Source organism: Thalassobaculum litoreum DSM 18839 (assembly GCF_900102465.1).
In the GTDB taxonomy this organism is placed as follows: Bacteria; Pseudomonadota; Alphaproteobacteria; order Thalassobaculales; family Thalassobaculaceae; genus Thalassobaculum; species Thalassobaculum litoreum.
In genome coordinates, this window is record NZ_FNBW01000007.1 from 24,073 (window position 1) to 46,600 (window position 22,528).

A 22,528-nucleotide genomic window follows, 5' to 3' on the forward strand; every position below is an offset into this window, starting at 1 on the left:
TCGTCCTCTAGAAAGGTCCGCACTCCCTGCGGAGGGATCACCGGTTCGATCCAGGTGATGCCCCAATAATATTCACACTATGTGAAAAGTCAAAGCTTTTATGTCACATCATGTGACAATAGATTTTCAATAGCCGCATCCAGAAGGCGGATATCGGACCGGCCCTCGGGTCCATCGGCCTCAAGCGTGGGCGCAACGCGGGCGCGGAGGCATCTGAGTTGAGCGAGGGGGGCTCCTGGATCCGATCGGGCGATCAGCGCCTCAATGTTCTCTGCGCTGGCGTCGGCAACGATGGAGGTGATGCGTGGATCAGCTTCAGAGGCGGAGTCGAAATCACATGGCATGGCTCAGGCCCTTTTCTCGCTCCAACCACCTCAGTCGCGTTAGAGTTGCAGCGGGTTGCACGCTTGTCAACGCAATTGAGTAAAACTATATCTATCGCCAATGGTTAGGTGAGATGGAGTGCGTGCATGACGTATGGCAGAAGGATTGCAGCGCACGCCAAGCAGGTTACTGGCTTGCGGCGTCAGCAGGTGCAGCGGGTGCGCGCGGCGTGCCAAGCCCGCGAGCTTTCGACCCGGCAGGCGGGCCGCCTCGTCGGCCTTTCCCAGGTGCGCGGGCTCTTCGCCGACGACTGGGCCCCACCACAGGACGTGCTGGACGCGCTCGAGGCCGCACTGTTCGGTGAAGACGATACCGGGCTGGAGCCGCTGCATGCCGCCACCATACCGTCGCAGGCGGCCGTGCGGCTGTGGGCGCCCAACCTCGTCGAGGCGGTCGAAGTCTGGCAAGGGGCCGGCGGAGTATGGTCTCAAAACGTGGCGGAAAAGCTCGAGAAGATCGGGTTGCTCGATCAATCGACGCTGGTCCGGGACACGCCCCGGGGGCTCTATATCGAAGGTCGGCAGGATCGGCTCGGATACTGGCGCTCAGCCACGGCCGGCGGTGGCGGCGTGATGCTGTTCGACCGGCCGGACCCGGAATACAACGCCTTCGTCTTTAAGCGCGTGATGGGGGCTCTGGCGGCCGGTCAGCCGTCGATCGAGCGGTGCGCGGGCTGGTGCGGGTTGATCGGCATCAACCTGCGATATACAGCGGGTCTGTACCCGTTCGCGAAAGCGCAAGGTCGACCACCTGAGATCGTTCTGTCACTGGTGAAGCCCGATCCTGATCTAACACCGCCGCCGCAGCCGCCTTCCGCGTAAAGCCCTCGCTGGTCCACACCAGGTGCCGCACCTCGCCGCCCCACTCGATGCCGAGCGTGCGGGTCTCCACCGGCGGGTTGATCTTGGCCATGACCGCCTGTCGCGAGAACAGGAAGGTGCCGCGTGCGGCCCGGGTGGCGATGGCGAGCATGTCCGCAATCAGCGTCGCATACCGGATCCAGTCTCGGCTGAACGGCGTGCCGCCGCGGTTGTCGCGGGAGACCCACGCGTCGCCGGTGAAGCCCACCGTCCCCATGATGGCTGATGCAAGCGTGAGAGCGTCACCCTCCAGCCGCATGCGAGGCCCGCCCTTGAACAGGCTGTTTTCGGCGAGGTACTGCGCAAGGCTGAGGTTCCCGAGGTCGTACATACCCATCTGCATGGCGCCCACGACATGGTCATCGCGCTCCGCCAGGATCCCGAAGACGTTGCTGGCCCAGGTCCGGCCTGGATCGAAGGCGCCGAAGACTGTTTCCGCACCACGCGAGAAGCCACGCGCGCGCTCGCCGTGGCGGTCATAGACGATTCGCACGCCGTGACGTTCTCGCAGCTTGAGGACGCAGTGAGCGACAAACTCGAGCGCTGATGTGTCGGTGGTTACGACCGGCGGAAGATCCTCGCCGGCATCCATGACTTCGGCCGCCTGAACCATCCCAAACCTCCGCCTGTCCGCCGACGTTAACTATAGCGCCGATTTCGCGGTTGAAGGCAGGGTTTCGATGCTACTGGGCGACTTTGGTGGGGCGGCCGCGCCTAGTCCCCTGATCGGCGCCCATCTTTTCCATGATGCGATTGTAGAGATCGTTCGGAAGAGCCCTCGGGTCGCCCCGGAAAATCCAGTCAAGCGAGATCCCGAATCGTTCGCAAAACGGGATGAGCGCTATGGCGTTCGCCGCCCGCCGACCGTTTTCCCATTGGGACAGCCGGGTGCGCTCAATACCCCATGCCGAGAAATCGCTCTGCTCCAAGCCGGTGGCTTCGCGGCTGGCGCGGAGGCGCTTTCCCACCTCGATCATCACATCTGCATCGGTGCTCGGGTTCATGACCGGATTATCGCCACACCGTGTGACCATGCACGTAACAAACGAGGCTTGCATTAAATGTCACACTATGTGAAAAATAGCAGGAAGCTGATCGAGAGAGCACGAGATGGTTATCACCACGGCCTCGCAGTTCATTGATGAAATAGGTCCGGACGTCATCCGCGATCGTGTTGGCGGAAGCCGCAGTCGCATTGGCATGTGGAAGCTTAGGGGTTTCCCGGATAGCCGTGAGATTGACAGCCATCTTCGCCAACTCGCGGTTGAGGCGGGTAAGCAGGTCGACTGGTCTGCTGTTTATGCCGGCAAACCCAGCGAGGCCGCGTGATGCCGGCCGCGTTCGCTCTATTCCCTCCCCTGCCATCACTCGCCTCATGCACCGAATGTATGGCGGCGCGGAGTACACCACCATGAGTAACGATCTCGGCATCACCCATGATCTTGCGATCAAGCGGTTGAAGGGCGCCATCCGGCTGGCGATCCCTGACGCCGCCCGTCGCCGGCATGTCAGCGAAGTGACGGGCATCCCTATCCGAACCCTGGAGAGCTACGGCAACGGAGAAGCGGCGCCTACCCTGGTGAACTTCCTGTTGCTGTCGCGGGTCCTGGGCGCGGCCTTCGTCACCGACGTCATGTCGCCGACCGGACTGCAGGTTTCGCTCCTGGAGCCGGGGAGCATCGATCCGCACGAGCTGCTGACCGCGACCTTGCACAACGCGGCGGCGCTGTCCGCCGCCCTGGACGACGGCAGGCTCGACCATCGCGAGCGCCTGGCCCTGGCGCCGGCCGCCCGCGAACTCGGCTGCGACCTCATCGCCTTCTCGCACTCGATGAAGCCCGAGCCGTAACGAGGCCCCTCGGGCGCGTGTCCCCTTGCGCGCCCGACCCCCGCTGGCGGCGGCCTGTGCCACCCATGTCCCCGGCCGCCGCCAGCACCCCAGCCCCCTTACCCGACCGGGTGGGGGTTTCGGCAGCACCAGCCCAATGAGGGCTGTTGATCGGAAACCCAAGAACAGAAGGAGGCATAGATGAGCAGCATTCGTCTTCTCGTCGCGCCGCTCGCGTTCGCGGTGATCGCACTGGTGGCCAGTCTTCCAGTCGATCGCGCGTATGCGGTGGCGACACACGATCCGACCGTGCTCAAGGCATTCGACCTGCATCTCGACCGCGACTTCATCGCCCCCACCGAGGCGCTGACCGTCGAACCCGTCCAGCGCGTCGACACTTCGAAACATGAACTCATCGGCCCGGACGATCCGGCCGCCGTCGGATATCGCAGCCAGAGCCGCAGCGGCCTGACCGCCGACAACCTGCCCCTGCGCGCCCTGGAGGTGGCGCCGTACCGGTCCGCCTCGGTCCGCTCCCGCCATTAGAGAGCCTTGAGGCTCATTCGGCATTCACCCCTCAGCCCCGCCCGGTTCGTCCCGCGGGGTTGAGGCGGTGCCGGGCCCTGCCCATGCCCGGCGTGACTTTTTGGGCGATTCCTCCCAACTGCCGCGGGTCGGATGGGCCACCAACCTTCCCGCGGCTTCTTTCCCCGGTGGCGAAGGAGACGGCAATGGCCCGACCCAGAAAGAGCGAGGAGGTCGAAGTCCTCGCGAATGTCGCCGACCGTGAGGCGGCGCAGCAGGCAGCGTTCGAGAAGCGATACAAGCTCGAGTGCGAGATTGCGGCTCTTAAAGAAAAGCACATCAAGCCGCTGCAGACCGAGATCAGCACCATCACCGGCCGGCTGGCCGATCAGCTTCAGACCGCGCGGAAGTACATCAATGCGGCCTACAAGCCGTACGCGCTGGCCCGTGATGCAGACGACTTCGACGACGAGGACGAGGGCAAGGAGGTCCGCGACCAGATCCGGGCCCTGTTCAACGGCCTGCATAAGAACGGCATGCTCGACCTTGTCGAGATCGCCGAGGCCGCCAGCGGAAAGAAGGGCGGGGGCAAGAAGGCTCAGGCGAAGGCCGACAACGTCGTCCAGATGTCGAAGCCGGCGGCCGAAGAGCCCGTCCAGGACGACCTGATCGACGAGAACGCCGACAGCCGAGATCCGGAGAGCGACTCCTCCTTCATAACGGCGCGCGCATCCGGACAGAATGCGGCTCGGGCTGGATCGTCGTTCAACGACAACCCCTATGAGAAGGGTAGCGGCGAAGCGACGGCGTTCGAGATCGGCTTCCTCAAGGAGCAGGGAGCCCTTGCCCACGCCGGAGGCAAGAGCCTGAACGACAACCCGAGCACGGAAGGCACCGACGGCTGGGCCTACTGGCGCAAGGGCTGGCAGGCCGCGGCCGATGCCGAGTTCTCCGGCAAGACGCCGATCAGCGCCGGCGATGGTGACGACGAGATCGCGCCGGAAGAGTTCGACGACGAGCTCGCCGGCGACGGCAAAGTCCAGGCCGCGGAGTAACCGATGATCCTGGCCCTGGACCTTGGGACCAAGACCGGCTGGGCGGCAGCGGAGCGTAATGCTCCGTTTCTGCCGCCCATGTCGGACGACGAGACTGCCGCTCGCCAAGCGGTCCGTCACTACATGCACGGCGTCTTCAAGGGCCCGCCGTCCAATCATGGGCTGCTGTTCCGCCGGTTCCGATCCTTTCTTACCCAGCGCATCGAGCGCCTCGGTGTCGAGCGACTGATCGTTGAAGCGCAGCCTATGCAGGACCTGCGCTCCGCTGCTGCCGCTGAGGTCTTCCTGGGGCTGAAGGCTTGCGTGGATGAGATCGCCTACGACGCGCGGGTCCCCACGCACGTGCTCAACACATCGACCATGCAGCTTCATGCCGTGAACACCGGCCGAGACAGCGGGAAGAAGAAGCGCGCCGCGCGCCTCGCCGCTTTCGGTTATCCGGCGATCGACGACAACCAGGGCGACGCGATCTTCGTGCTGTCGTGCTGGCTGGCCCAGCAGGCCGCCAAAGCTGCGGAGGCGGCAGAGTGATCCAGATCAGCCTGCGTCCAGCGCTGCGTTCCTATCTTGACGATCTCGTCGCGACTGGCGTCTACGGCGACACGCCGGGCGACGTGGCCCGTGCTCTGGTGGAGCGCGGCATTCAGGACGCATTGCGTGATCAGTTAATCACCGCCACGCGGAAAAATGAGGATGAGAAGGGTCTGCCGATTGCTGAGCCGGAGGACCGAGGTCGGGAAAGGCCGCTTCGGACTGAAGCGTTGGCGGCTCACCATCAGAAGAGCGGGGAACGGCTTTCACACCGCAGCCGCTCAGTGGCAGAGAAGAACAACGTTGCAGTCATCGCCGTGATCGAGGCGGTCGGCCCCAGGACATCATCAGCGGAAATCGCCGCTAGGACGGGCCTGGCCCGTCAGTCGGTCAAGCGGATCCTTAATAGGCTCGAGACCGACGGACGCATCCGAACGCAAGGCTGGGCACGATCTCGGATGTACTATGTGGGCGGCGGTGATGTTCCTCAGCCGCCGCGCAACGAAACAGTGTCCGTGAAGCCGAAAGGCAAGCGCGGCCGGCCCCGCGCCGATGAGCCGCGGCGCCGGTTCGAGGGACGTATGGATCTGGAGCCTGAAAAGGTTCACGGATTGCCGGACGGCCATCCGGCGCTGACCGAAGAGCGGTCGCTTTTCCCCACCACGGTGATCCGGGCCACCGAGACGCCTCGGGTGTTCGTCTCAGGACAGAACCAGCGCAAGCTCGGCGACCGCGTTTCCAAGGGGCCCTGGAAGGGTATGCCGATCTACGCGCTGACCCTTGAAGAACGCGCGACCTGCCCGACAACATGTCACCACTGGAACACCTGTTTCGGTAACGGAATGCCGTTGGCCCGCCGCCATGCGCACGGGTTTGAACTGGAGAGCCGTATAGAGCTCGAGGTCGACGACCTTGCACGATCACACAGCCAAGGGTTTGTGATCCGGCTGCACGTGCTCGGCGACTTCTACAGCGCTGACTACGTCGAACTGTGGGGCCGGCTGCTCCAGTACCATCCCGCCCTTCACGTCTTCGGCTACACCGCCTGGACGCCCGATACCGAAATCGGCGCAGCCATTGCCCGACTGCGCAGATCTGAGCCAGATCGCTTTGCCATCCGCAATAGTCTCCCTGACGTCTCCGCCCCGCAGGAGCGGCACATGGCAGCGACGACGATCTGGCGGGTCGCCCAAGGCCGACAGGCTGAAGGCATCGTGTGCCCAGCGCAGACACACCCAAGCGTTTGCTGCGGCTCCTGTGGTCTGTGCTGGCATCCGGAGATGCGCTCAACCCCGATCGCCTTCATTGCCCACGGCCGCAAGTCAGAATCCGCCGCGATCCAGGACGGAAGCGTATCAACCGTTGCGGCCGCGCCGAAAACTTATGTCCCGCACAGAAAGGGAGGGAACCCCGCCGGCCGCACCACTGACGCTTGGGACTCGGAGAGGATAGAACAACTCCGAAGTCTCGTTTCTCAAGGGCTCACCGCCAAGCAAATCGCCCACCGAATGGAGAAGACCAGAAACGCTGTCATCTCCAAGATTCGCAGCCAGGGGCTCAAGTTGCACACGCCGTCTCGGGGCGGAGTCAAGCGCGTTACCGGTAAGGTGTCGCCCGCCCGGAAGACCGAAACGCCGGCCTCCACTGCGCCAGAACTCGAGATGGTCCGGCCGCCGAAACAAAAGTCGGTGAAGGGGCGCGCGCCAGGAGAAGGTTTGCGGCGCCCCCCGCCGCCGACACCAAAACCGAGCACCGCGTGGAAGCTAGAAAAGCCAGACCACGCGGACGAGCGCGGCCAGATCGACGCTTGGCTGGCAAAGAATGGAGGCTCCGGAAGGCGGTTTGGCGCTGGAACACTATTGTCACAACTCCAAGACGCGTTCGGCAGCGTCGGCAAGCGTATCGAGTACAGCCCGAACCACAAGCGGGCGAACGCACCCTATGAGGTCGACGGCAAGCGGTGGATCAGCCTGGAGGCAGCCATCAAGGAAGCGGACAAGATCCGCGCAAAGCAGGGACGTGAGCCTATCCAGGCCCGGAAGCAAGGTCGGGCAGCATGAGCGAGATCCGAATCGATCTGCCGCCATTGCGCTATCGTACCATCCTGGCCGATCCGCCTTGGCTGTTCGAGACCTGGTCCGAGAAGGGTGAGGGGAAGGCCGCCCAGGCCCACTACGATTGCGTGCCTACCAGCGAGTTGAAGAACCTACAGGTCGGTCACCTGGCGGCCCCTGATTGCCTGCTCTTCATGTGGGCGACCTTCCCGATGCTGCCCCAGGCCCTGGAGGTGATGACGGCATGGGGCTTCCGGTACGTCGCCGGCGGAGCCTGGGCTAAGCAGTCCTCCACCGGCGGGAAGTGGGCGTTCGGCCCTGGTTACCGCCTCCGGATCGCTTGCGAGCCGTTCCTGCTTGGCGTGATCGGCCGGCCGCCGATCCTGTCGAGGTCAGAGCGCAACCTGATCGTGGCGCCGACGCGAGAGCACAGCCGCAAGCCGGAGGACCAATACCGGAAGATCGAAGCGATGGGCGAACCGCCCTACGCCGAGCTGTTCGCGCGGTCGCGGCGGTCCGGATGGGATTGCTGGGGAAACGATGTCGACCGGTTCACCGGCGCGGAGGCGGCCGAATGAAGCCCTACGTCTTGCAAGAGTGGTCAGGCCGCGGCGAGTTTCTGGGCTGCGAAGCCTTCGACACCATGCCCGCCGTCGAGAAGTCCCTGTTCCTCTGGATCCAGATGATGGCCAGCAAGGGCTACGAGCTCGCGCCATTCCCCGGTGGGGTCGTCGCCTGCAAACGCGACGCATGGGGGCGCAGCCAGCCCGAGATGATGGCGATTATCGAACCCCAGCGCCCCGCGGTGACCGGCGCCGCCATCCCAGATTGGATCCGGGCACCGGTGGGAGCCCCAGATGATCCGAACCCGGTTAGAGGGGTCGTTCGGTGATGGCGCAGGCATCCGACTGGAAATCCCGGCTCGATCTATTGGCGCGTCGATCAGACGCCCGACGCTCGGCGATCGACGCGTTGCAGTCGCGTGCACCCGGCGACATCGACAACCAGATCACCGCCATGCTGTTCATCGGGATGTCAGAGAACTGGATTGCCTCGCGATTCCAGAAGCCGCCGTCAACCGAGCACTTCGCCTCCAACCAGCGCATGACGATCGCGGCCGTCATCCAACACGTCATCACCGCCATCAAACGGGTCTCGCGGGAGGCCAACGGGGAGCACGATCTGCTGATCGAATTCGCTGCGTTGCCGCAGCCCGAGAACGACAGGGAGATCGCGCAGCAGATCCGGGAACATCTCGGATGGACCCGAACCGCCACCGCGAGTGCGAAGCGAAACCACCTCAACGCCAAGGTCGCCAGCGTTCATCTGGATCGCGCATCCTGGACATGGCAGCCCTTCGAGGGCGGAGAACCAGCGCTGGTCTTCCCGGTTTGGGCCGTTCCTCCGCATGGTGGGGGTGGGGTCGCGCCTGGCATTCCAGCCCACCCGGGCGTTCCCGTAGACCTGGCTGCGTATTCCATCCTCTCCGACAAACTCTACTTGCGCACCGGTGCCGCGGTCTCTCTTGGGGAGCATCAGCTTCGTGACATCGATCGCCGGCGGGAGACCGCCGGCCACCTCCTGGTCTCAACAACACCTCGGGAATGGATCGTCTCCGGAGGGGAGGGCGTGATGCCGATAGATTGGCGGCAATTCTATCACAACGTGTGCCGTCACAAGACGCCGCTGGTCACCCGCTCAATCGATGCCGGCAAACAACTGCGCGCCCGCCTGGATGCACTGCAGCCCGCTCTACCGCAAATCGGAGTGCTCGCTTAATGGGTCGCGGGAGTGCATTCGTGCCGCTGGACCGCGCAGAGACTGCGGAGGATCGCCGCAGGTCGCGCGAGGCGCTCTCTGGGCCGAATAACGTCGGAAGCGAAGTAGCCCGAGCCCTGCCGACGACGGACGCGTCGACCCTCACGGAAGCCACGCTCCGGCCGCGGGAATGGTGGTGGCAGGACTGGATACCGCTCGGAGAGGTGGGCGTTCTTTCAGGCCCTGGAGGCACTGGTAAGAGCTATCTCGCCCTGATGCTCGCCGTCTGCTCAGCCGTCGGATACTCCCTTGCAGGCCGCGACGTTGCCTCGGGCGTGACCCTCTACGTCTCATGCGAGGACAACAAGGACGAGTTCCAGAGACGCCTGGCTAAGACCTTGGCGTATCTCGGCCTGACCTATGCCGACCTCCAAGGGAACTTGCACATCATTCACCGCGCAGACCACATCGACAACGTGATGGTGCGTCTCGTCGACTGGAACGTGGTGACGACAAAGTTCTATCGTGAGGTGTGCCTCACGGCGGAAGCCCTCCGCCCGGCAATGGTCATGTTCGACGGCCTCAACGACATCATCGAAGTTCCCGAGAACAACCGCAACTTCGTCAAGGCCGCGGTCGGACACCTGCGAGGCTTCGCCCAGGAGATCGACACCACCGTCCTCGCCCTACGCCACCCCAGCCGCGCCGGAGAGGCCAGCGGGGACGGCTTCAGCGGCTCCACCGCATGGGAGGGCGCCTTCCGCTACTTCCTCTACTTCAGCAAGCCCGAGCGGGGTGCCTCTGAGCGGATCCTGAAGAACGTCAAAGCCAACTACGGACCCGACGGCATCGAGGTGCCGTTCATCTGGGACGACGAAGCCGGCCTCTTTGTCGTCGACGATCCGGACATCGGAATGGTCGCCCAGCTCCGCCGCATGAGCGAACGCGAAGTGTTCATCTCCGCTGTTCGATCGCTGGTCGAGGCCGGCCAACGGGTCACCGACGGCGCCCGACAATCACCCTCCTACTTCGCCAAGGTCATCAAGCGCCAGGTCCCCCACTTCCGATCCGCCAGCACCGTCAAAATCGAAGCCACCATGCGCGAGTGCTTCGACCACGCCGAGCTCAAGATGGGGACCATCATCGACAAACAACGCCACCGCCGAGAGAGCATCGTCCCGGCCGACTGGGTCGATCCAGAATGAACCGCTCGTACCAACTGGAGGTTGCTGTGAAACATAAAAACGGCCACAGAAAAACCACCATAAGTCATGCGCCCCATCTGCGCCCCATCTCCCCGATTTGCGCCCCATCTATGCTAAGTCATTGTAATCATTCATGCGCCCCATTGCGCCCGGTTTTTGCGCCAGAACTCGGCCATTTGCGCCAGAACTACGCTAAGTCATTGGTTTCACTCCTGCGCCCGGTTGCGCCAGAACGCGCCCGGTTGCGCCCCAACTGGTACCCCCTCCAGGGGTGGTTTTGGGGTTCACCCAAACCCCACCACCCCAACGCAGGGGGTATGAACTCCGAGGCGGCGTCATGAACCGGTTCAAACCCGTCTCGGAACCTGGCGAGAAAATCCGGTTCAACGTCCGGCGCGATGGCGTGGTCGAGTCCGTGACCATCGGGAAGCAAGTCTATCGCTTCGAAGGCGTCAGACCGTTCCAGCGAAAAGACGGCGTGACCGTCTGGCGAGTCTGGTGGAGCGCTCGCTGTGCGGACTGTTCGCAGACGTTCGAATCCCACACGTCCACCGGAACGCCACTTCGCCCCCTACAGATGATCCGCCGGTGCGAAGACTGTCGCCGAGCGCGGAAGAGGGTCCGCAAATCCAGGTCAGAACCGAAAACGGCGCCAGGAGCCCCGTCAGCGGCGTTCACCCCTATGGGTAGGGTCACCCTGCGGACAGGTGGCGGAAGGGCCTCCACGGTGCCCCGCAGCGCCAAGAAACGGGCATCTAACGTCGGGGGAGGGAGCGATATCGGCGTCAGCCTGCAGAAACGCCCGAAGGAGACGGACGATGTCTGAAACCACACCCGCACCCAACCCGCCCGGCTGGATCGTCAACCCGACGAGTGCGGAGGGTCTGAACTGGTTCGCGCTCAGAGTCACCCCGCAGCACGAGAAGGCGGTCTTCCGCGAGCTCATCGACCTGGCGGCCAATCCCTTCTGCCCCGTGGCGGCTCGGTGGGTTCGGCTCGCCTCAGGCGGGAAGGCAAAGCGCAAGGTGCGGAGGCAGTACGCCCTGCTCGCAACCTACGTGTTCATCGGGTTCGATGATGCCCCAGACTTCTCCGTCGTCGATGACGTCGCCGCCATTCGCGGGTTCGTCTGCTTCGACAGCCAGGAGCGGGAGCCGTCCACGATCCGGCGGGAGCAGATCCAATCCCTGATGGACCGGCAAGCCCGCGGAGTGTTCGACACGCCCGATTGGGAAGCGAATACCCAGCGGGAGACGATCAGCTACCGTGCCGGCGACAAGGTGCGGGTCGACCTGCCCGGCCAGTCGGATCAGGTCTTCGAGGTGATGCGGGTCCGCAACGCCAAGCACATCCTTCGGGGGCTGGGATTGCTCGGCAAGGAGGAGATCACCGTGAGCGATCCCCGCCGCATGGAACTGGTCACCGAACGATGACCGGCCGCCTACAGATCTACGAACAGCGCGGTGCCTTCCTTCGGCCGGCGGTGCAGGTAGATCGCCGTCGTGTTCGGGGAGGCGTGGCCCAGCGATTGCTGCGCGGTCTTCAGTTGAGCACCACCGTCGAGCGCGTCCGTAGCGTGAGCGTGGCGGATGTCGTGCACGTGAGCCTTGACGCCCACCCGATCGGCCGCCGCCGTCACGATGCGCCACGCCGTCGCGCCGTCCATCGGCTTGCCAGCACGGCCGGGGAACACCGGGCTATCGGCCTCGAGCGCGTTCGCCTCGATCCACGCCCGCAGGTCGCGCCACAACTCCCGACGGATCAGCACCACCCGCAGCTTGTTGCCCTTGCCCCGCAGCGTGGCCTGTCCGCCGATTCCCTCTCCGGCCATGTCCGGCCGCTCCCGCAGCGCCGCCACCGTAAGCCCGCGCAGCTCGGCATTCCGCGCCCCGGTCAGGTACGCGAACCGGATCAGCAACCGGTTGCGCTCGTTCGGCTCCGCGTCGACCATCGCCCGGATGTGGTCCCGCTCCGGAACCTGCCGTTCGGTGAAGTTCCCCGGGTCATCGCTCCCGCCGACCTTCGGCAGCCGCAACAGCGTCGCCGGATCCTCGGCAAGGTGTCCCGCCTTGGTCAAGAAGCCGAACAGCGAGGCGATGGACGAAAGCCGGTTGCGCCTGGTCGACGGAGCCAGGTCGCCGATGGACGCCGCGTAGGCCTCCAGATCGGCGATGGTGACGCTCCGCAACGCGCGGCCCTGCAGGTGGTCCTGGAAGCTCCGCAGCGTGCTGGCGTACGTCTTGCGGGTCAACTCCGGGTAACGGTGGAGCCAGAGCAAGATTAGCTCGGCCTCGCCCCGCTCGCGCAGCGGCACCGGGGGCATAATTTCGGCGGCATGGGTGATGGCCATGGCTCGGTGATCCTTCACAGTTTGACGGTCTCGGCGCCGGCCGGATTTGCAGCACGGGCGGAGAAGTCGCAGGTTACCGACAAGCCGGGCAGCGCCGGCTGTATCGCTCGGATGATGGCATCGCAGAACGCCTGCGCCTGTGTGGTCAGCGCCGGCGGCATATCCCCGCGCTGGGACGGCGGAGTATCGACCCACGCCGCCCACTCTCGCGGCACCACCGGGAAACCGCAGGCGAGCACCACAACGTGCACGCCTGTCTCGGTGGGGCGGACCTCGACCACCGGGCCCGCGGGGACTTGCTGCGCCTTCACGGCCGCCCGGATGGCGCGCTGCGCCGTCTTCGTCGTGTCCATGGTCATCTCACGCGGCCCTACTGTAGCCGTTCTCAGGCGATGGGCGATTGATCCTCTCGAGCGTGGCAGCGTAAACGGCCGCGAGATGCTCATCGTTCAGTGCCTGATACGCCTTCTCGGTGAGGCCGAGCTTATCGCGCCATCCCCAGCGAACGCCGCGCAGGTTCCGAACAAGCGTCCATCCCTGCAGGCCCAACTCCTGGAGCCAGTCATGGAACGGCTTCGCCGTCGGGTTCGCTTTCGCGGCTTCCCATCGCGCAAGGTCCATGGTGCGGATGCGCTGGCGCCGTCCTTCGAGGAGCGCTTGCGCGTTGGCCTCGATCCGCGACGGGTTCTGGAGCGCATGCCAGCCCGGGCGGAGCACGATCACCACCACGTCACCGCCGGCCAGCCGTTCGCAGGCCTCGCGCGTCCCGACATGGCGGACGTAGCAGCCCCGTTGCACGGCCGCGAAGCATCCGTTTTCGGATAGTGCGGCGACCCGCTCCGGATCAGCCGCAGCTACCGTCACCGGCTCGCCGGCGATAGCCTCGCACCACTCCCGCGCCGTCTCCAGCTTCGTGGTCTCGGACACGTCGACCAGTTTGCGGCCGTCCCGCGCCGACCATGTGAAGCGGAGAAGGGCCCACTTCGTGCGGTCATCGTTCTGCCGGACATGGAAGATCTCGCGGGCGACGTCGCCGGAGTGCCAGGCCAGATCAGCATCGGCGACTTGGCGCCATCCGATGTAGTCGTACGATACGCAGCGCGTAGCCGTCGATTGCCTGTGGACTTCCCGCCGGAGCGCCTTGCGCTTCGCCCGATCAAGCGAGGGAATGCGGACGTCATCGGAGAACGGCCGCGACCGCCCGTCGCCCCCTTCCGACAGGTACAGCCGATAGAGCGCGATCCGATACCGCGCCGGCTCTCGCTCTTCGTCCGTTTCCGCCCGGGCGTATTCGTCCCACTCGGAAAGCGGCGGCCCGTAATCGCTCCGGTCGTCGGTGAGCAGCTCGGTTAGACCACGCTCGCGCGCCTCGCGCTGATATTCCCGCCGCTGAGCAGCATCGGCCCACCGCTCCAGGTTTTCGAGCGTGGCGCGGGTGCGTTCCTCGGCCGGAATGGCCGCCGCCTCCGGAACTCGCTCGATGGCCCGTGCAAATCGGGCGTCTAGCGCGCTCATAGCCGCGGCCCGGTCGGCTCGCTCCTGGAAGTCGTAGAGGTATGAAACCGGGCCCTCGGCCGCGGGAATAGCGGCATGATCCCAGCCGGGAATGTCGATCTTCGCCAACAGCTCGCCGCCGGTTCGGACCACGGGCGCCCCGTAGTAACCGCCGCCGGAAACGGTGCAGTCGTGGAAGAACTTCACGGAGCGCACCGCCTTGATAGACCGCCTGTAGGGCAGCGGGTCGCGAGCCGTCGCCTTCCGCGGCTCGGTGCCAGCGGTCAACATCGCCTCGCACCATTCCACCTCGACGCGCTCATACCCGGACAGATCGATGCCCAGCCGCTGCGCCCGCCATTCCGCGTATTGGATGGCCCGCCCGGCGTGGTGGTCCCGGTCAAGGCGTTCGCGGGCGTCGAGACTGCGCAGCCGCGCCGCCGCGGACTTCCCGCTTTCGATGTCGTCGATTTGCTTGGACAGATCGGCCCGGCCGTCCGGCCCCGGATCGTCGGCGAACCGGAAAAGCGTCGGGCCGATGTTGAACTCGCAAGCCTCGTTGGTGTAAGTCATCGCTAGGTGTCCTTCCCTGGTCGGATTGATGCTTAGAGCCGGGCGCGGTGTGATGGCCTGCCCCGGCTCGCCTAACTCCTGGCGTTCAGGATGCCACCGGCTGGCCCGGTGGTCACCTCAACGTCAGGTCTGCGCGGTGCCGATCTCCGAGGAGCTCGCCGCCTCCATGATGCGCTCTGCCCGGTCCCGCAGTATCGCCGCCGTCCGCCGATGGTGCCGGCGGTGCCGAGGCTGTTGATCCGCCATGGCGTCGTGGCGCTTCGCCTCGGATAGGTTCATCTCGGCGAGTTGCTTCAAGCGGTTCGCGCTCATGGTCACGCCGCCTTGTCGATCTGCAGCGAACCCAGAACCCGGCGGACAGCATCGCGGCCCGCGTTGTTCAAGTGCCGCTGCCAAGCGCCGAACCGGGGAGACCACCGGAACCCCGCCGACTTCAGAACGGACCGCGTCGCCTCGTCCGGCTTGCCCGGGAATATGAGCTGGATCCGGTCAGCCTCGACATTCTCGACCACCTCGACAGCACCGGCCGTCGTGTTGTGGCTGGTCTCGACAGGCGCGGCCGATTGCTTAGCCTCCATCTCGGAAAGCCGACCTTGCAAGCGCCGGATCTCCGCATTGTTGTTCGATAGTTCGAAGCCTTCGAAGCCCCGTCGGCCGATGTAATTCTTGGCCACCACCTTGAGCGCGACGGACCGCGAAAGCCCCGTTGCTGCGATGACCGCGTCGGCTAAGGCCTCTTCGTCGTCCGTCTTGGCGGCGCGAATGGCCTTGTTCGCTGCCTTCATCATCTCCTGGCGTTCTTCTCGCTTGGCGATCTCCGCCCGGAGCAGGTCGACAGCGTCGGGATTACTCCCCCGGATCGGGCCGTCTGGCCTGCCGTGCGGGAATGCCCGCCGCTCCGTCGCCCGCTTGGCGTTGGCCAGGTGGTCGCGGATCTCCTGATAGCGGCGATCCGAACTGGCCTGTTTCTTCTCATTGGAGCGCACCGGAAACTTGGCCGGGCCCACGATGAAAGCGGACGCGCAGCGGGATTCGGCCGACCATGCGGCCCGCCACAAGGGAACGTGGCGCGCTGCGAAGGTCTCCGCCTCCGCCGCCGGATCGATCGCGCCGCCCTGGACGGCCAGCCGTGCCAAGTGCTGCGCGAAGTCGGTAACGGATGCGGCAATCTCCCGAATAGCGCCACGGGCCCGCCGTTCCGGGTAATGGCTCAGGGCGCGCCAACAGTGTTCAATCTCGCCGGCCTTGATCGTGACGGAGTAACCGCCGGCCGTGATGGTGACCGCCTCGCCTTCGCCAGCGACTTCGCAGTTGATCGCAGATTGAGCGGTGTTGCGCTCATCGATCGCCCGCCGTGCTCCATTGGGCCCGGCGCGCTGAGTGATGCAAACACCGTCTTTCACGACATCCCAGCAATTGGGAAGGCGCCGATAGATCAGATAACCGCCGTATTCCTCCGGTGTGGCATCGGTTTCATAGATCGCGGGGCCGTAGCTCGAGTCGTGCGGCTTGTGGAACGGGTTGCGATAGTTCGCCATGGTCTCAACTCCTGAACTTGGGGAAAGGCGGGGGCGCGATCCGCCCCCGCGTCGGATCAGATCAAGCGGCGACCGCGAGAGGGGCGCCCTTCAAGCGGGCCATCTCCTCGGCAAGCGTCCACATCGCCCGGTTCAAGTTCCGGTTCTGGTCAATGCCCTTGACCTCGCGCACGGATGACCGGCGGACTTGGCCTTCCGCATTGCGAACCCAGCCGCGTTGCCCGCCTCGGATCACGTTTTCCTGCAGACGGTTGAAGGTCGACCACAGGTCAGCGCCAGCATCTGCGGAGCGGCGAGATGTCAGAAGGCGATCCGCGGCAACGGGTGCCTTCTCTTCCTCCTCATACCGGAGCGAATGAACCGCCTTGGCAAATGCCGCTTGTTCCCCATCGGACAGCGGCAGAGCCTTCATTTCGTGGACGTCGTGCATTACCCGGTCCGCATCTTCCAACACCGTGAAGGCGCCTTCGATGACCTTGGACACCGCGTCGCCGGTGTGGTTCACCTTGGTTTCGCCGAACGTGTCGCCGGTGAAGAGACCATTCGCGCAGACGAAGCGGAAAACCCCGTTGATCATCTGATAGCTCGACGTTCCGTCATGAGCGTTGATCAGAATGATTTCGTGCGCTTCGTCGTGTTCATTGGTTCGGGACTGATGGCGCAGCCGCACCATGTGCTTGGTGAAATTCTCTTTGCCCTCGACCCGGGTCCGGGACTGCTGCGCGAAGAACGGTTGGAAGCCCTCGCGCATCAGGCCTGACAGCACTTCCGCCGTCGGGATATAGGCGTATCGGTCGGACCGGCTTTCGTGTGCCTCCGCCGCGAAGATCGACGGGACGCGGCTTGCGATAGCCTCGAGCGTGAGCGGCTCGGCACCGCGTGCCGCAATCATTCCGCCGTTGCTCATTCCTCGCATGTAACGGTTCATGGTCTCATTCTCCCTGGTCGGTGATGGTGGCCCGGTGATGGCGGGCCCGGGTTGTGGCGTCAGGGTGATGGCCCTCCGCCGTGGTGATGATCAGTCCGCGCGCTGGTAGCCCAGCCCGTCGGCAATCGCGGTCAAACGCGGGTCGCACTTCTCGCCACGAATGAGGAATTCCCCGCCCGTCATGGCGTCGTATCGGGTGCACAGAGCCAGCCCAAGCGCTCGCCGTTCCGCATCGCAAGACGCGTCGGAGATGGCCAGAAAGAGCGGCGGAACCCCTTCGTTGTCGGGGAAGTCATCCGCCATCACGTCGTGCGCGTAGTCGTCAATCATCTTGGCAACGGTCGGGTTTTCCATGGTGGTTGTCCTCGGTTGTCTGGCGTCCACTCATGCCGACCTGATCGGCCGGCATGGTGTGGATGTCAGGAACTGGCGTTCTGTTGTTCCAATTCTTTCGAGGGGAATAGGACCGCCGCCCCGCAGCGCTCGCACCCGTACCACGTGCCGCAGAACGCCTGCTCTTTGGTGGCGGGCTTGCGGATGCTCATCGCTCCGTGCTGCGAGCAGGCAGGCAGCGTCATGGGCAAGTTGATCGTTTCCATGCCAGCGATTCCCTTTACTGTGCCCGCACGGCGTAAGCAGGGCAGGTGACCTGCAGCCCATTCGGGTTGGTCGCGACGATCATCCGTTGCCGTTGCTCGACCACGGTGCAAGGCACCCACGGCCGCGCGGCACCGTCGGGGAAGTAGCCATCGGGGACCAGCACCACGGCACCGGCCGCGAAGGTCGGATAGTTGTCAGTGCTAAGCGGCTGCGACGGGTCAAACGTCGGCTCTTTCGACAGAAAGGCGAAGTTGATCCAGCGGTGATGTGTTTCGCCGTCAAACAGGACTTCCGCCGAGCTATCGCCGACGAAGCCAGCAACGGTGCCGATGCGGCAGCCCTCAACATACGATCCGCACCCTTCCGCGATAGCAACCCGGTCACCGACTGAGAACGGGCGAGCCGTGGTGTTGGTGGCATCGTGGGCTTCGATCGCCTGCCGCATAGCAGCGACCAGCTTTCGCCCCCGCGCCTTGCCGCTCTCTTTGTGGCATGGGCTTTCCGCGCCCTCCTCGACGTAGGGCAGGGCTTCCGCCAGCAGGTTGATAAGTTCGGATTGATCCATTGTCTGTTCCCCTGGTCTGTGGCGCTGCTGGGTGATGGCCTTGCACCGCGCCTCTGATGTTTATTAATGTAGTGTTAGAGACGGCGTTATGCAAGAAAAAACGCTGCGCATTATGCAACATTTTAGGGTGCCGTTATGGATCGTCTCACGCCACTGCAACTACGCTGGGCCCTCGCCGCTTTCGGCATGACTGCCAGCTCGTTCGCCGCCGAATGTGGCAACCATCCCGAAACCATCCGCCGCGCTCTCCGTGGCAATCTCAAAGGCGCCTATCTGTCGCCGCGCCTGTCGGCCGCCGTCCGCGACTACTTCACATCGCGAGGCCTAGTATTCGCCGAGCTAGACGGCAAAGTCGGCGTGTTCGCTGATCCGGCTCTAGGCGTCCCGATCCGACGCCAGTCCGCCGATGATGGCGATGGATCGGACGTTGACCGATAGGCGCAGGCTATCGATAGGCGATGGCTATGGTTGGCGAGCTGGCCCGGGTCGCGTGTTGCGAACCGCTGCAGGCCGTCCGCGACCGCGTGGCCGCGACCCGTTGCCGAGCCTTTCCGCCGACCGTCGATGCAAGAGAACGCCATTTTTCTTGCATCAATGAGGGCTCCCCGCTGCCCGGTTTTCGCCCCGCAGGCCCCACTAGGTCCCGTAAACTACGCGCTTGAAAACCCTGAGATTTTTTCTTTCGGATGGGGTTTTCGCGGAGGTGGTTTCTGGGGGATTTCGAGGTGTGGAAAGTGGGGTTGGAAAAACGCTGGGGAAAATTCGCCTGGAATCAGTGGGTTGAATGGTCGGCGATCGGGTGGAATGGCAGGGCGCGGGATGATTGATGTGTTGAGACTATGAGTTCGTGAATATTGATAGGCAAAAACGATTGATCGGTTTCCTGCGGTGTTCGGGGCGGCACAAATGCTTGGGTTTTGGTCTGTAACGGGCACCAGATAGGCGGCGCCGCATAGAAAACGGTCTATCGATAGGGTTGACCTATTGATTCGGACGGCAGATATTGCGGTCTGGACGAGCGTAGATCTGAGCGGCAGCCGCCGGAAGGTGAGCCGAGCCCCTTGCGCCCCAGGCCGGCATGGAGTTTCCGGCCCAGTGCGGAAGCTATGCCCGATCGAAATCCAGAGTTCTTGTCGAGGCCAGCGATGTCATCACCGAGTACGATCCGGAAGGGTGGCAGAGCGGCAATGCGTCGGCTTGCTAAGCCGTAGCCTGGGCTGAGTTCCAGCGCGGGTTCGATCCCCGCCCCTTCCGCCAACTGATCGCGGAGGGTCGCGCGGGATGGTCCGCAACCGGTCTCGAAAACCGGGCCAGCGCTCGACGTTGAGGGTTCGACTCCTTGGCCCTCCGCCATACATGGTCTACCGGGCAGGCGGCGCAGACGGCGAGTGGCGCACTGGTCTGTAAAACCAGCACATGGGAACCGCAGTAGGTTCGAATCCTACCCTGCCCACCATCTTCGCGGTCTTGGCCGAGTGGTCAGGCACCGGGTTTCCACCCCGTTGACGTCAGTTCGAATCTGACAGGCCGCTCCAACTCCTGGAGGCTGTGTTGCCGAACAACGGCAGTTGGTTGCCATATCGGTTCGTCGCATGCGTTGCGCTTTTGGCCGCGGCCATTCGGAAAACCACGAGCATTGGCGGTCACGACGGCTACATCGCAGGCAAGCTGGTAGATGCGGGCTATTTCTGGCCGGTCGCCCTTTTCGACGTCGGCTGGATTGTGGCGGTTGTCGCGGTAGCGATCCGCATAGCCAGGTTCGGAACTGAGCCTCGAACTCGGGCATAACTGAATCGATGAGTGAGACGCCAGACTTGCGATGGTTTGATGAGTTTCCCAGCTGCGTTCGCTGCGGCAAGCCGTCATCCGGCGTACTGCGCGGCCTGGGAAACGCCAGCTATGGGCACCACTGCAAGAAGTGCGCGGAGCGTCGACTAAAGGCGTCGGCCAAGGCGCGTGGCGAGAACCCGACATAAAGGAACCCCGCATGTCGACCTCAACGCCAGTAACGCCCCAGTCTCAGGCCGTGATCGCAGCTCAGTACCTGTTCGATGCGGCGCTGGCGACGTTCAACGCTCGGGTCATCCAGGGCCAGCCGCACGCGATTAAGCAGGCACGGGAAGAGCTTCACGGCCACCTAGATCATCTGCTGGATGCCCGCCATCAGCAGCTTCATGCGCTGATCAACGGCGGCACCTGATCCCGTCTCCCTCCCAGGGGCTGCCAGGGCCGGCCCGGCGAACCAAGTCGCGATGACGTGTCGGCAGGCGGGTTGATGGATAACGGACCAATCGTGGCGAGCCCTGACTTTCTGGAGGCTGAGAATGGATCCTCGTGAGATCGATCGGGTGGTCGACGACTACAGCCGAAGCGCGCGCCGCCAGGTCCTTGGCTACTCCATCGCGGCTCCCTCTGGCTCGGATCGAGTATCTGAGTTCGAGCCTTTCGATGTTCGCCGCGCTGTTGACGGCCGGCTTGCGGACAGCACCGGCGCTGAACTGACCTTCGACGGGTGACGAGATGGCGATCAAGATCATCAGCGAGGAAGGCCGCGGCTACAGCACTCGGATAATCGACACCGAGTCCGGCCAGGATCTGACAAAGCTCGTTTCTGTCGCGCTCGGCGCAACGATCAGCATCGACCAGATTGTCACCTTGCGCGCCAGCCTCATGGCGATCGAGTGCGAAGTGACGGCTGATGTCGTCGAGTGGCGAACGAAGAACCCTGCGACTGGAGAGTTCGAGCCGCTGGCCGCTATCGAGTTCCGGGACGGCCGTCGTGTCGAGTTCAACCTCAACGGAAGCATCAGCGTCTGGGAGAAGGGTTACGCCGTTGGCGGCTCTCTCTCGACGGATGAACGGGAAGAGGACGACTCGTGATCCACGTCATGCTCGTCGAGTTTGTCCCTACGGATCCAGAGGCCTTTGCGCACTGGCGGCCTTTCACGTTGCCCGTCGAGGCGGGCACTCCTGAGGAAGCGCTGAGGAAAGCCGAGGCAGCGGTTGCGACTTTGCTGCCCCACCTGGGATGGCAGCTTTCCGGGCGTGTTCCGATGATCAGTGCGGGCAACGCCTGCTACCTGACGATTGTCGATGGCGCAGTTGTCGAAGTTCCGTGCGATCACCAGAAACCCGGAGGCCCCCATGCCTGAGTACATTGTTACTCATTCCAGCGACCCGGCGCTTGGTCTGGGCCTGGACCCGAAGGGCGAGCGCCTGAACACGAAGGTGGTGTGGGTCTCGAAGGACTCCGCGTCGCGGTTCAGCCGTGAGGCTGATGCGAAGGCGTTCGGCGACACGTTCGCAAAGGGCGCATATCGGGTTACTCCGCTTGAGGAGCCGTCGGCACCGCTTCGGGTGATGGAAGCCGAGCCCGAGCCGGAGAAGACCGCGCGACGCAGCTTCCTGTCGGGTCGCGGGTCTGCCTGATGGCGAACTACGAGGATTGCGGCCCGTCGGCTTACGACTGGGACCTGATCAAGCCGGACTGGGAGAGCGGAATCCTCACCGTCGACGAGATGGTTAAGCGGCACCGGATCTCGCGCGACATGCTGCGGGAGAAGGGGCGGGAGTTCGTGGCGTCTGGTGTATGGCAGGAGCGGCCTCGCCAGGCGGGGCGCCGGCCGCAGGCGCTGCTGGATCAGGCGAAGGCCCTGCTGGCGCAGGGGCCGGTCAAGCATCCGGACGTGCCGTACTACGGCGACTTCACGATCGGTGGGCGGGAGAAGCCGCCGACGATCACCGGCGTGGCGTCAACCGAGCCGCGGGTGATCGCCTACAGCAAGAAGGTCGGCGAGCGCATCTGCGACTTGGTTGCACAGAACTGGTCGCTTGAGGAGATCTGCACGCTGCCGGGCATGCCGGCCACGTGGCGGGTGATGCAGTGGCTGCGGAGTCCCGAGCACCAGGACTTCTGCACGATCTACTGGGACGCTGCCCGGGCCGCGCTGCTGCTCCAGCTCGATGAGTTGGACAAGGAGCTATCTGAGGTAGTGGCCGACACCAAGAAGCGCAACAAGAACGTCAGCAACGCCCGGATCCAGGCCATCCGCGAGCGGCGCCAGCATCTGGAGTTTAAGGTCACCAACCTGCTGCCGCACGTGTTCAAGGGCATCGGCCGGGCGACAGGCCGCAACGCTGGCGACGTCGAGAACAAGAGCCGCCTGGGCGGACTGGCGGCGATCGCGCGCAAGGGCACCGATCAGATGCTCGAGACCGGCGTGATCGACCCGATGACGCGCAAGGTGAACCTGAAGGTGGTCAACGGCGGGAAGAGTTGA

Annotated in this window: 30 protein-coding genes and 3 tRNA genes; 22 read left to right on the top strand and 11 right to left on the bottom strand. The window is 64.2% G+C overall.

Annotated elements, in window-relative coordinates:
* Positions 1-1,077: 1,077 nt before the first annotated feature.
* Both BLS34_RS12095 and BLS34_RS12100 read right to left on the bottom strand, forming a co-directional pair.
* Positions 1,078-1,857, bottom strand: coding sequence for a hypothetical protein (locus BLS34_RS12095; protein ID WP_093150598.1), 780 nt, complete (start codon positions 1,855-1,857; stop codon positions 1,078-1,080).
* 70 nt (positions 1,858-1,927) lie between these two features.
* A complete protein-coding gene (locus tag BLS34_RS12100; protein ID WP_093150600.1) occupies positions 1,928-2,248 on the bottom strand; it encodes a helix-turn-helix domain-containing protein in 321 nt (106 codons plus the stop codon).
* 106 nt (positions 2,249-2,354) lie between these two features.
* On the opposite strand from BLS34_RS12100, the gene BLS34_RS12105 reads away from it, so the two are divergent.
* From BLS34_RS12105 to BLS34_RS12155, 11 genes are all read left to right on the top strand, one after another.
* Entirely contained in the window at positions 2,355-2,573 is a 219-nt protein-coding gene (locus BLS34_RS12105) for a hypothetical protein (protein WP_093150603.1), read from the top strand.
* A gap of 82 nt (positions 2,574-2,655) precedes the next feature.
* Positions 2,656-3,093: a hypothetical protein gene (locus tag BLS34_RS12110; protein WP_093150606.1), complete on the top strand. Its 438-nt coding sequence runs from the start codon at positions 2,656-2,658 to the stop codon at positions 3,091-3,093.
* A gap of 180 nt (positions 3,094-3,273) precedes the next feature.
* Positions 3,274-3,618 carry a hypothetical protein gene (locus BLS34_RS12115; protein WP_093150609.1) on the top strand — a complete coding sequence of 115 codons (345 nt, stop codon included), beginning with the start codon at positions 3,274-3,276 and terminating at the stop codon, positions 3,616-3,618.
* Positions 3,619-3,785: 167 nt separating this feature from the next.
* On the top strand, positions 3,786-4,652 hold the full coding sequence (locus BLS34_RS12120; protein WP_139189262.1) for a hypothetical protein: 867 nt from the start codon (positions 3,786-3,788) through the stop codon (positions 4,650-4,652).
* 3 nt (positions 4,653-4,655) lie between these two features.
* The gene (locus BLS34_RS12125; protein ID WP_093150615.1) at positions 4,656-5,183 is read left to right on the top strand and encodes a hypothetical protein; all 528 of its coding nucleotides are present in this window, start codon (positions 4,656-4,658) and stop codon (positions 5,181-5,183) included.
* Positions 5,180-7,243: a GcrA family cell cycle regulator gene (locus BLS34_RS12130; protein WP_139189263.1), complete on the top strand. Its 2,064-nt coding sequence runs from the start codon at positions 5,180-5,182 to the stop codon at positions 7,241-7,243. Before BLS34_RS12125 ends, BLS34_RS12130 begins: the two co-directional genes overlap by 4 nt.
* The gene (locus BLS34_RS12135) at positions 7,240-7,815 is read left to right on the top strand and encodes an MT-A70 family methyltransferase (RefSeq protein ID WP_093150619.1); all 576 of its coding nucleotides are present in this window, start codon (positions 7,240-7,242) and stop codon (positions 7,813-7,815) included. Before BLS34_RS12130 ends, BLS34_RS12135 begins: the two co-directional genes overlap by 4 nt.
* Positions 7,812-8,129: a hypothetical protein gene (locus tag BLS34_RS12140; RefSeq protein WP_093150622.1), complete on the top strand. Its 318-nt coding sequence runs from the start codon at positions 7,812-7,814 to the stop codon at positions 8,127-8,129. Before BLS34_RS12135 ends, BLS34_RS12140 begins: the two co-directional genes overlap by 4 nt.
* Positions 8,129-9,016 (top strand): hypothetical protein, encoded by an 888-nt coding sequence (locus BLS34_RS25885; RefSeq protein WP_175474203.1) that lies wholly within the window; start codon positions 8,129-8,131, stop codon positions 9,014-9,016. Before BLS34_RS12140 ends, BLS34_RS25885 begins: the two co-directional genes overlap by 1 nt.
* Before the next feature lie 20 nt (positions 9,017-9,036).
* Entirely contained in the window at positions 9,037-10,200 is a 1,164-nt protein-coding gene (locus tag BLS34_RS12150; RefSeq protein WP_175474204.1) for an AAA family ATPase, read from the top strand.
* A gap of 818 nt (positions 10,201-11,018) precedes the next feature.
* Positions 11,019-11,633, top strand: a complete 615-nt coding sequence (locus BLS34_RS12155) for a transcription termination/antitermination NusG family protein (RefSeq protein WP_093150627.1) — start codon at positions 11,019-11,021, stop codon at positions 11,631-11,633.
* A gap of 8 nt (positions 11,634-11,641) precedes the next feature.
* Here the strand turns inward: BLS34_RS12155 and BLS34_RS12160 are convergent, their stop codons facing one another.
* The 9 genes from BLS34_RS12160 to BLS34_RS12200 form a co-directional block, all read right to left on the bottom strand.
* Positions 11,642-12,550, bottom strand: a complete 909-nt coding sequence (locus BLS34_RS12160) for a tyrosine-type recombinase/integrase (RefSeq protein WP_093150629.1) — start codon at positions 12,548-12,550, stop codon at positions 11,642-11,644.
* Positions 12,551-12,564: 14 nt separating this feature from the next.
* Positions 12,565-12,903, bottom strand: a complete 339-nt coding sequence (locus BLS34_RS12165) for a hypothetical protein (protein WP_139189265.1) — start codon at positions 12,901-12,903, stop codon at positions 12,565-12,567.
* 7 nt (positions 12,904-12,910) lie between these two features.
* Complete coding sequence (locus BLS34_RS12170) at positions 12,911-14,617, bottom strand: P-loop NTPase family protein (RefSeq protein WP_093150632.1); 1,707 nt, start codon at positions 14,615-14,617, stop codon at positions 12,911-12,913.
* A gap of 123 nt (positions 14,618-14,740) precedes the next feature.
* Positions 14,741-14,929 carry a hypothetical protein gene (locus BLS34_RS12175; RefSeq protein WP_093150635.1) on the bottom strand — a complete coding sequence of 63 codons (189 nt, stop codon included), beginning with the start codon at positions 14,927-14,929 and terminating at the stop codon, positions 14,741-14,743.
* 2 nt (positions 14,930-14,931) lie between these two features.
* Positions 14,932-16,155, bottom strand: coding sequence for a hypothetical protein (locus BLS34_RS12180; protein WP_093150636.1), 1,224 nt, complete (start codon positions 16,153-16,155; stop codon positions 14,932-14,934).
* Between the two features lie 61 nt (positions 16,156-16,216).
* Entirely contained in the window at positions 16,217-17,083 is an 867-nt protein-coding gene (locus BLS34_RS12185; protein ID WP_245701968.1) for a DUF932 domain-containing protein, read from the bottom strand.
* A gap of 90 nt (positions 17,084-17,173) precedes the next feature.
* Positions 17,174-17,437, bottom strand: coding sequence for a hypothetical protein (locus tag BLS34_RS12190; RefSeq protein ID WP_093150638.1), 264 nt, complete (start codon positions 17,435-17,437; stop codon positions 17,174-17,176).
* 65 nt (positions 17,438-17,502) lie between these two features.
* Entirely contained in the window at positions 17,503-17,682 is a 180-nt protein-coding gene (locus tag BLS34_RS12195; protein WP_093150640.1) for a hypothetical protein, read from the bottom strand.
* Positions 17,683-17,696: 14 nt separating this feature from the next.
* Complete coding sequence (locus BLS34_RS12200) at positions 17,697-18,248, bottom strand: hypothetical protein (RefSeq protein WP_093150642.1); 552 nt, start codon at positions 18,246-18,248, stop codon at positions 17,697-17,699.
* Positions 18,249-18,383: 135 nt separating this feature from the next.
* Here BLS34_RS12200 and BLS34_RS25430 point away from each other — a divergent pair, with 135 nt between their 5' ends.
* The 11 genes from BLS34_RS25430 to BLS34_RS12245 all read left to right on the top strand — a co-directional run bounded on the left by BLS34_RS25430 (position 18,384) and on the right by BLS34_RS12245 (position 22,528).
* Positions 18,384-18,686 (top strand): hypothetical protein, encoded by a 303-nt coding sequence (locus tag BLS34_RS25430; RefSeq protein ID WP_139189268.1) that lies wholly within the window; start codon positions 18,384-18,386, stop codon positions 18,684-18,686.
* 729 nt (positions 18,687-19,415) lie between these two features.
* A tRNA-Ser gene (locus BLS34_RS12205) sits at positions 19,416-19,505 on the top strand.
* A gap of 109 nt (positions 19,506-19,614) precedes the next feature.
* Positions 19,615-19,704 (top strand) — tRNA-Tyr (locus BLS34_RS12210).
* A 5-nt stretch (positions 19,705-19,709) separates the two neighbouring features.
* A tRNA-Gly gene (locus BLS34_RS12215) sits at positions 19,710-19,783 on the top strand.
* Positions 19,784-19,799: 16 nt separating this feature from the next.
* Complete coding sequence (locus BLS34_RS25435) at positions 19,800-20,036, top strand: hypothetical protein (protein ID WP_139189269.1); 237 nt, start codon at positions 19,800-19,802, stop codon at positions 20,034-20,036.
* 199 nt (positions 20,037-20,235) lie between these two features.
* The gene (locus BLS34_RS12220) at positions 20,236-20,448 is read left to right on the top strand and encodes a hypothetical protein (protein ID WP_093150643.1); all 213 of its coding nucleotides are present in this window, start codon (positions 20,236-20,238) and stop codon (positions 20,446-20,448) included.
* Between the two features lie 124 nt (positions 20,449-20,572).
* Complete coding sequence (locus tag BLS34_RS12225) at positions 20,573-20,764, top strand: hypothetical protein (protein WP_093150645.1); 192 nt, start codon at positions 20,573-20,575, stop codon at positions 20,762-20,764.
* A 4-nt stretch (positions 20,765-20,768) separates the two neighbouring features.
* A complete protein-coding gene (locus BLS34_RS12230) occupies positions 20,769-21,128 on the top strand; it encodes a hypothetical protein (protein ID WP_093150647.1) in 360 nt (119 codons plus the stop codon).
* On the top strand, positions 21,125-21,400 hold the full coding sequence (locus tag BLS34_RS12235) for a hypothetical protein (RefSeq protein WP_093150649.1): 276 nt from the start codon (positions 21,125-21,127) through the stop codon (positions 21,398-21,400). The genes BLS34_RS12230 and BLS34_RS12235 overlap by 4 nt, the downstream gene beginning before the upstream one ends.
* Complete coding sequence (locus tag BLS34_RS12240) at positions 21,393-21,677, top strand: hypothetical protein (protein WP_093150651.1); 285 nt, start codon at positions 21,393-21,395, stop codon at positions 21,675-21,677. Before BLS34_RS12235 ends, BLS34_RS12240 begins: the two co-directional genes overlap by 8 nt.
* Positions 21,677-22,528, top strand: a complete 852-nt coding sequence (locus tag BLS34_RS12245; RefSeq protein WP_093150653.1) for a terminase small subunit-like protein — start codon at positions 21,677-21,679, stop codon at positions 22,526-22,528. The genes BLS34_RS12240 and BLS34_RS12245 overlap by 1 nt, the downstream gene beginning before the upstream one ends.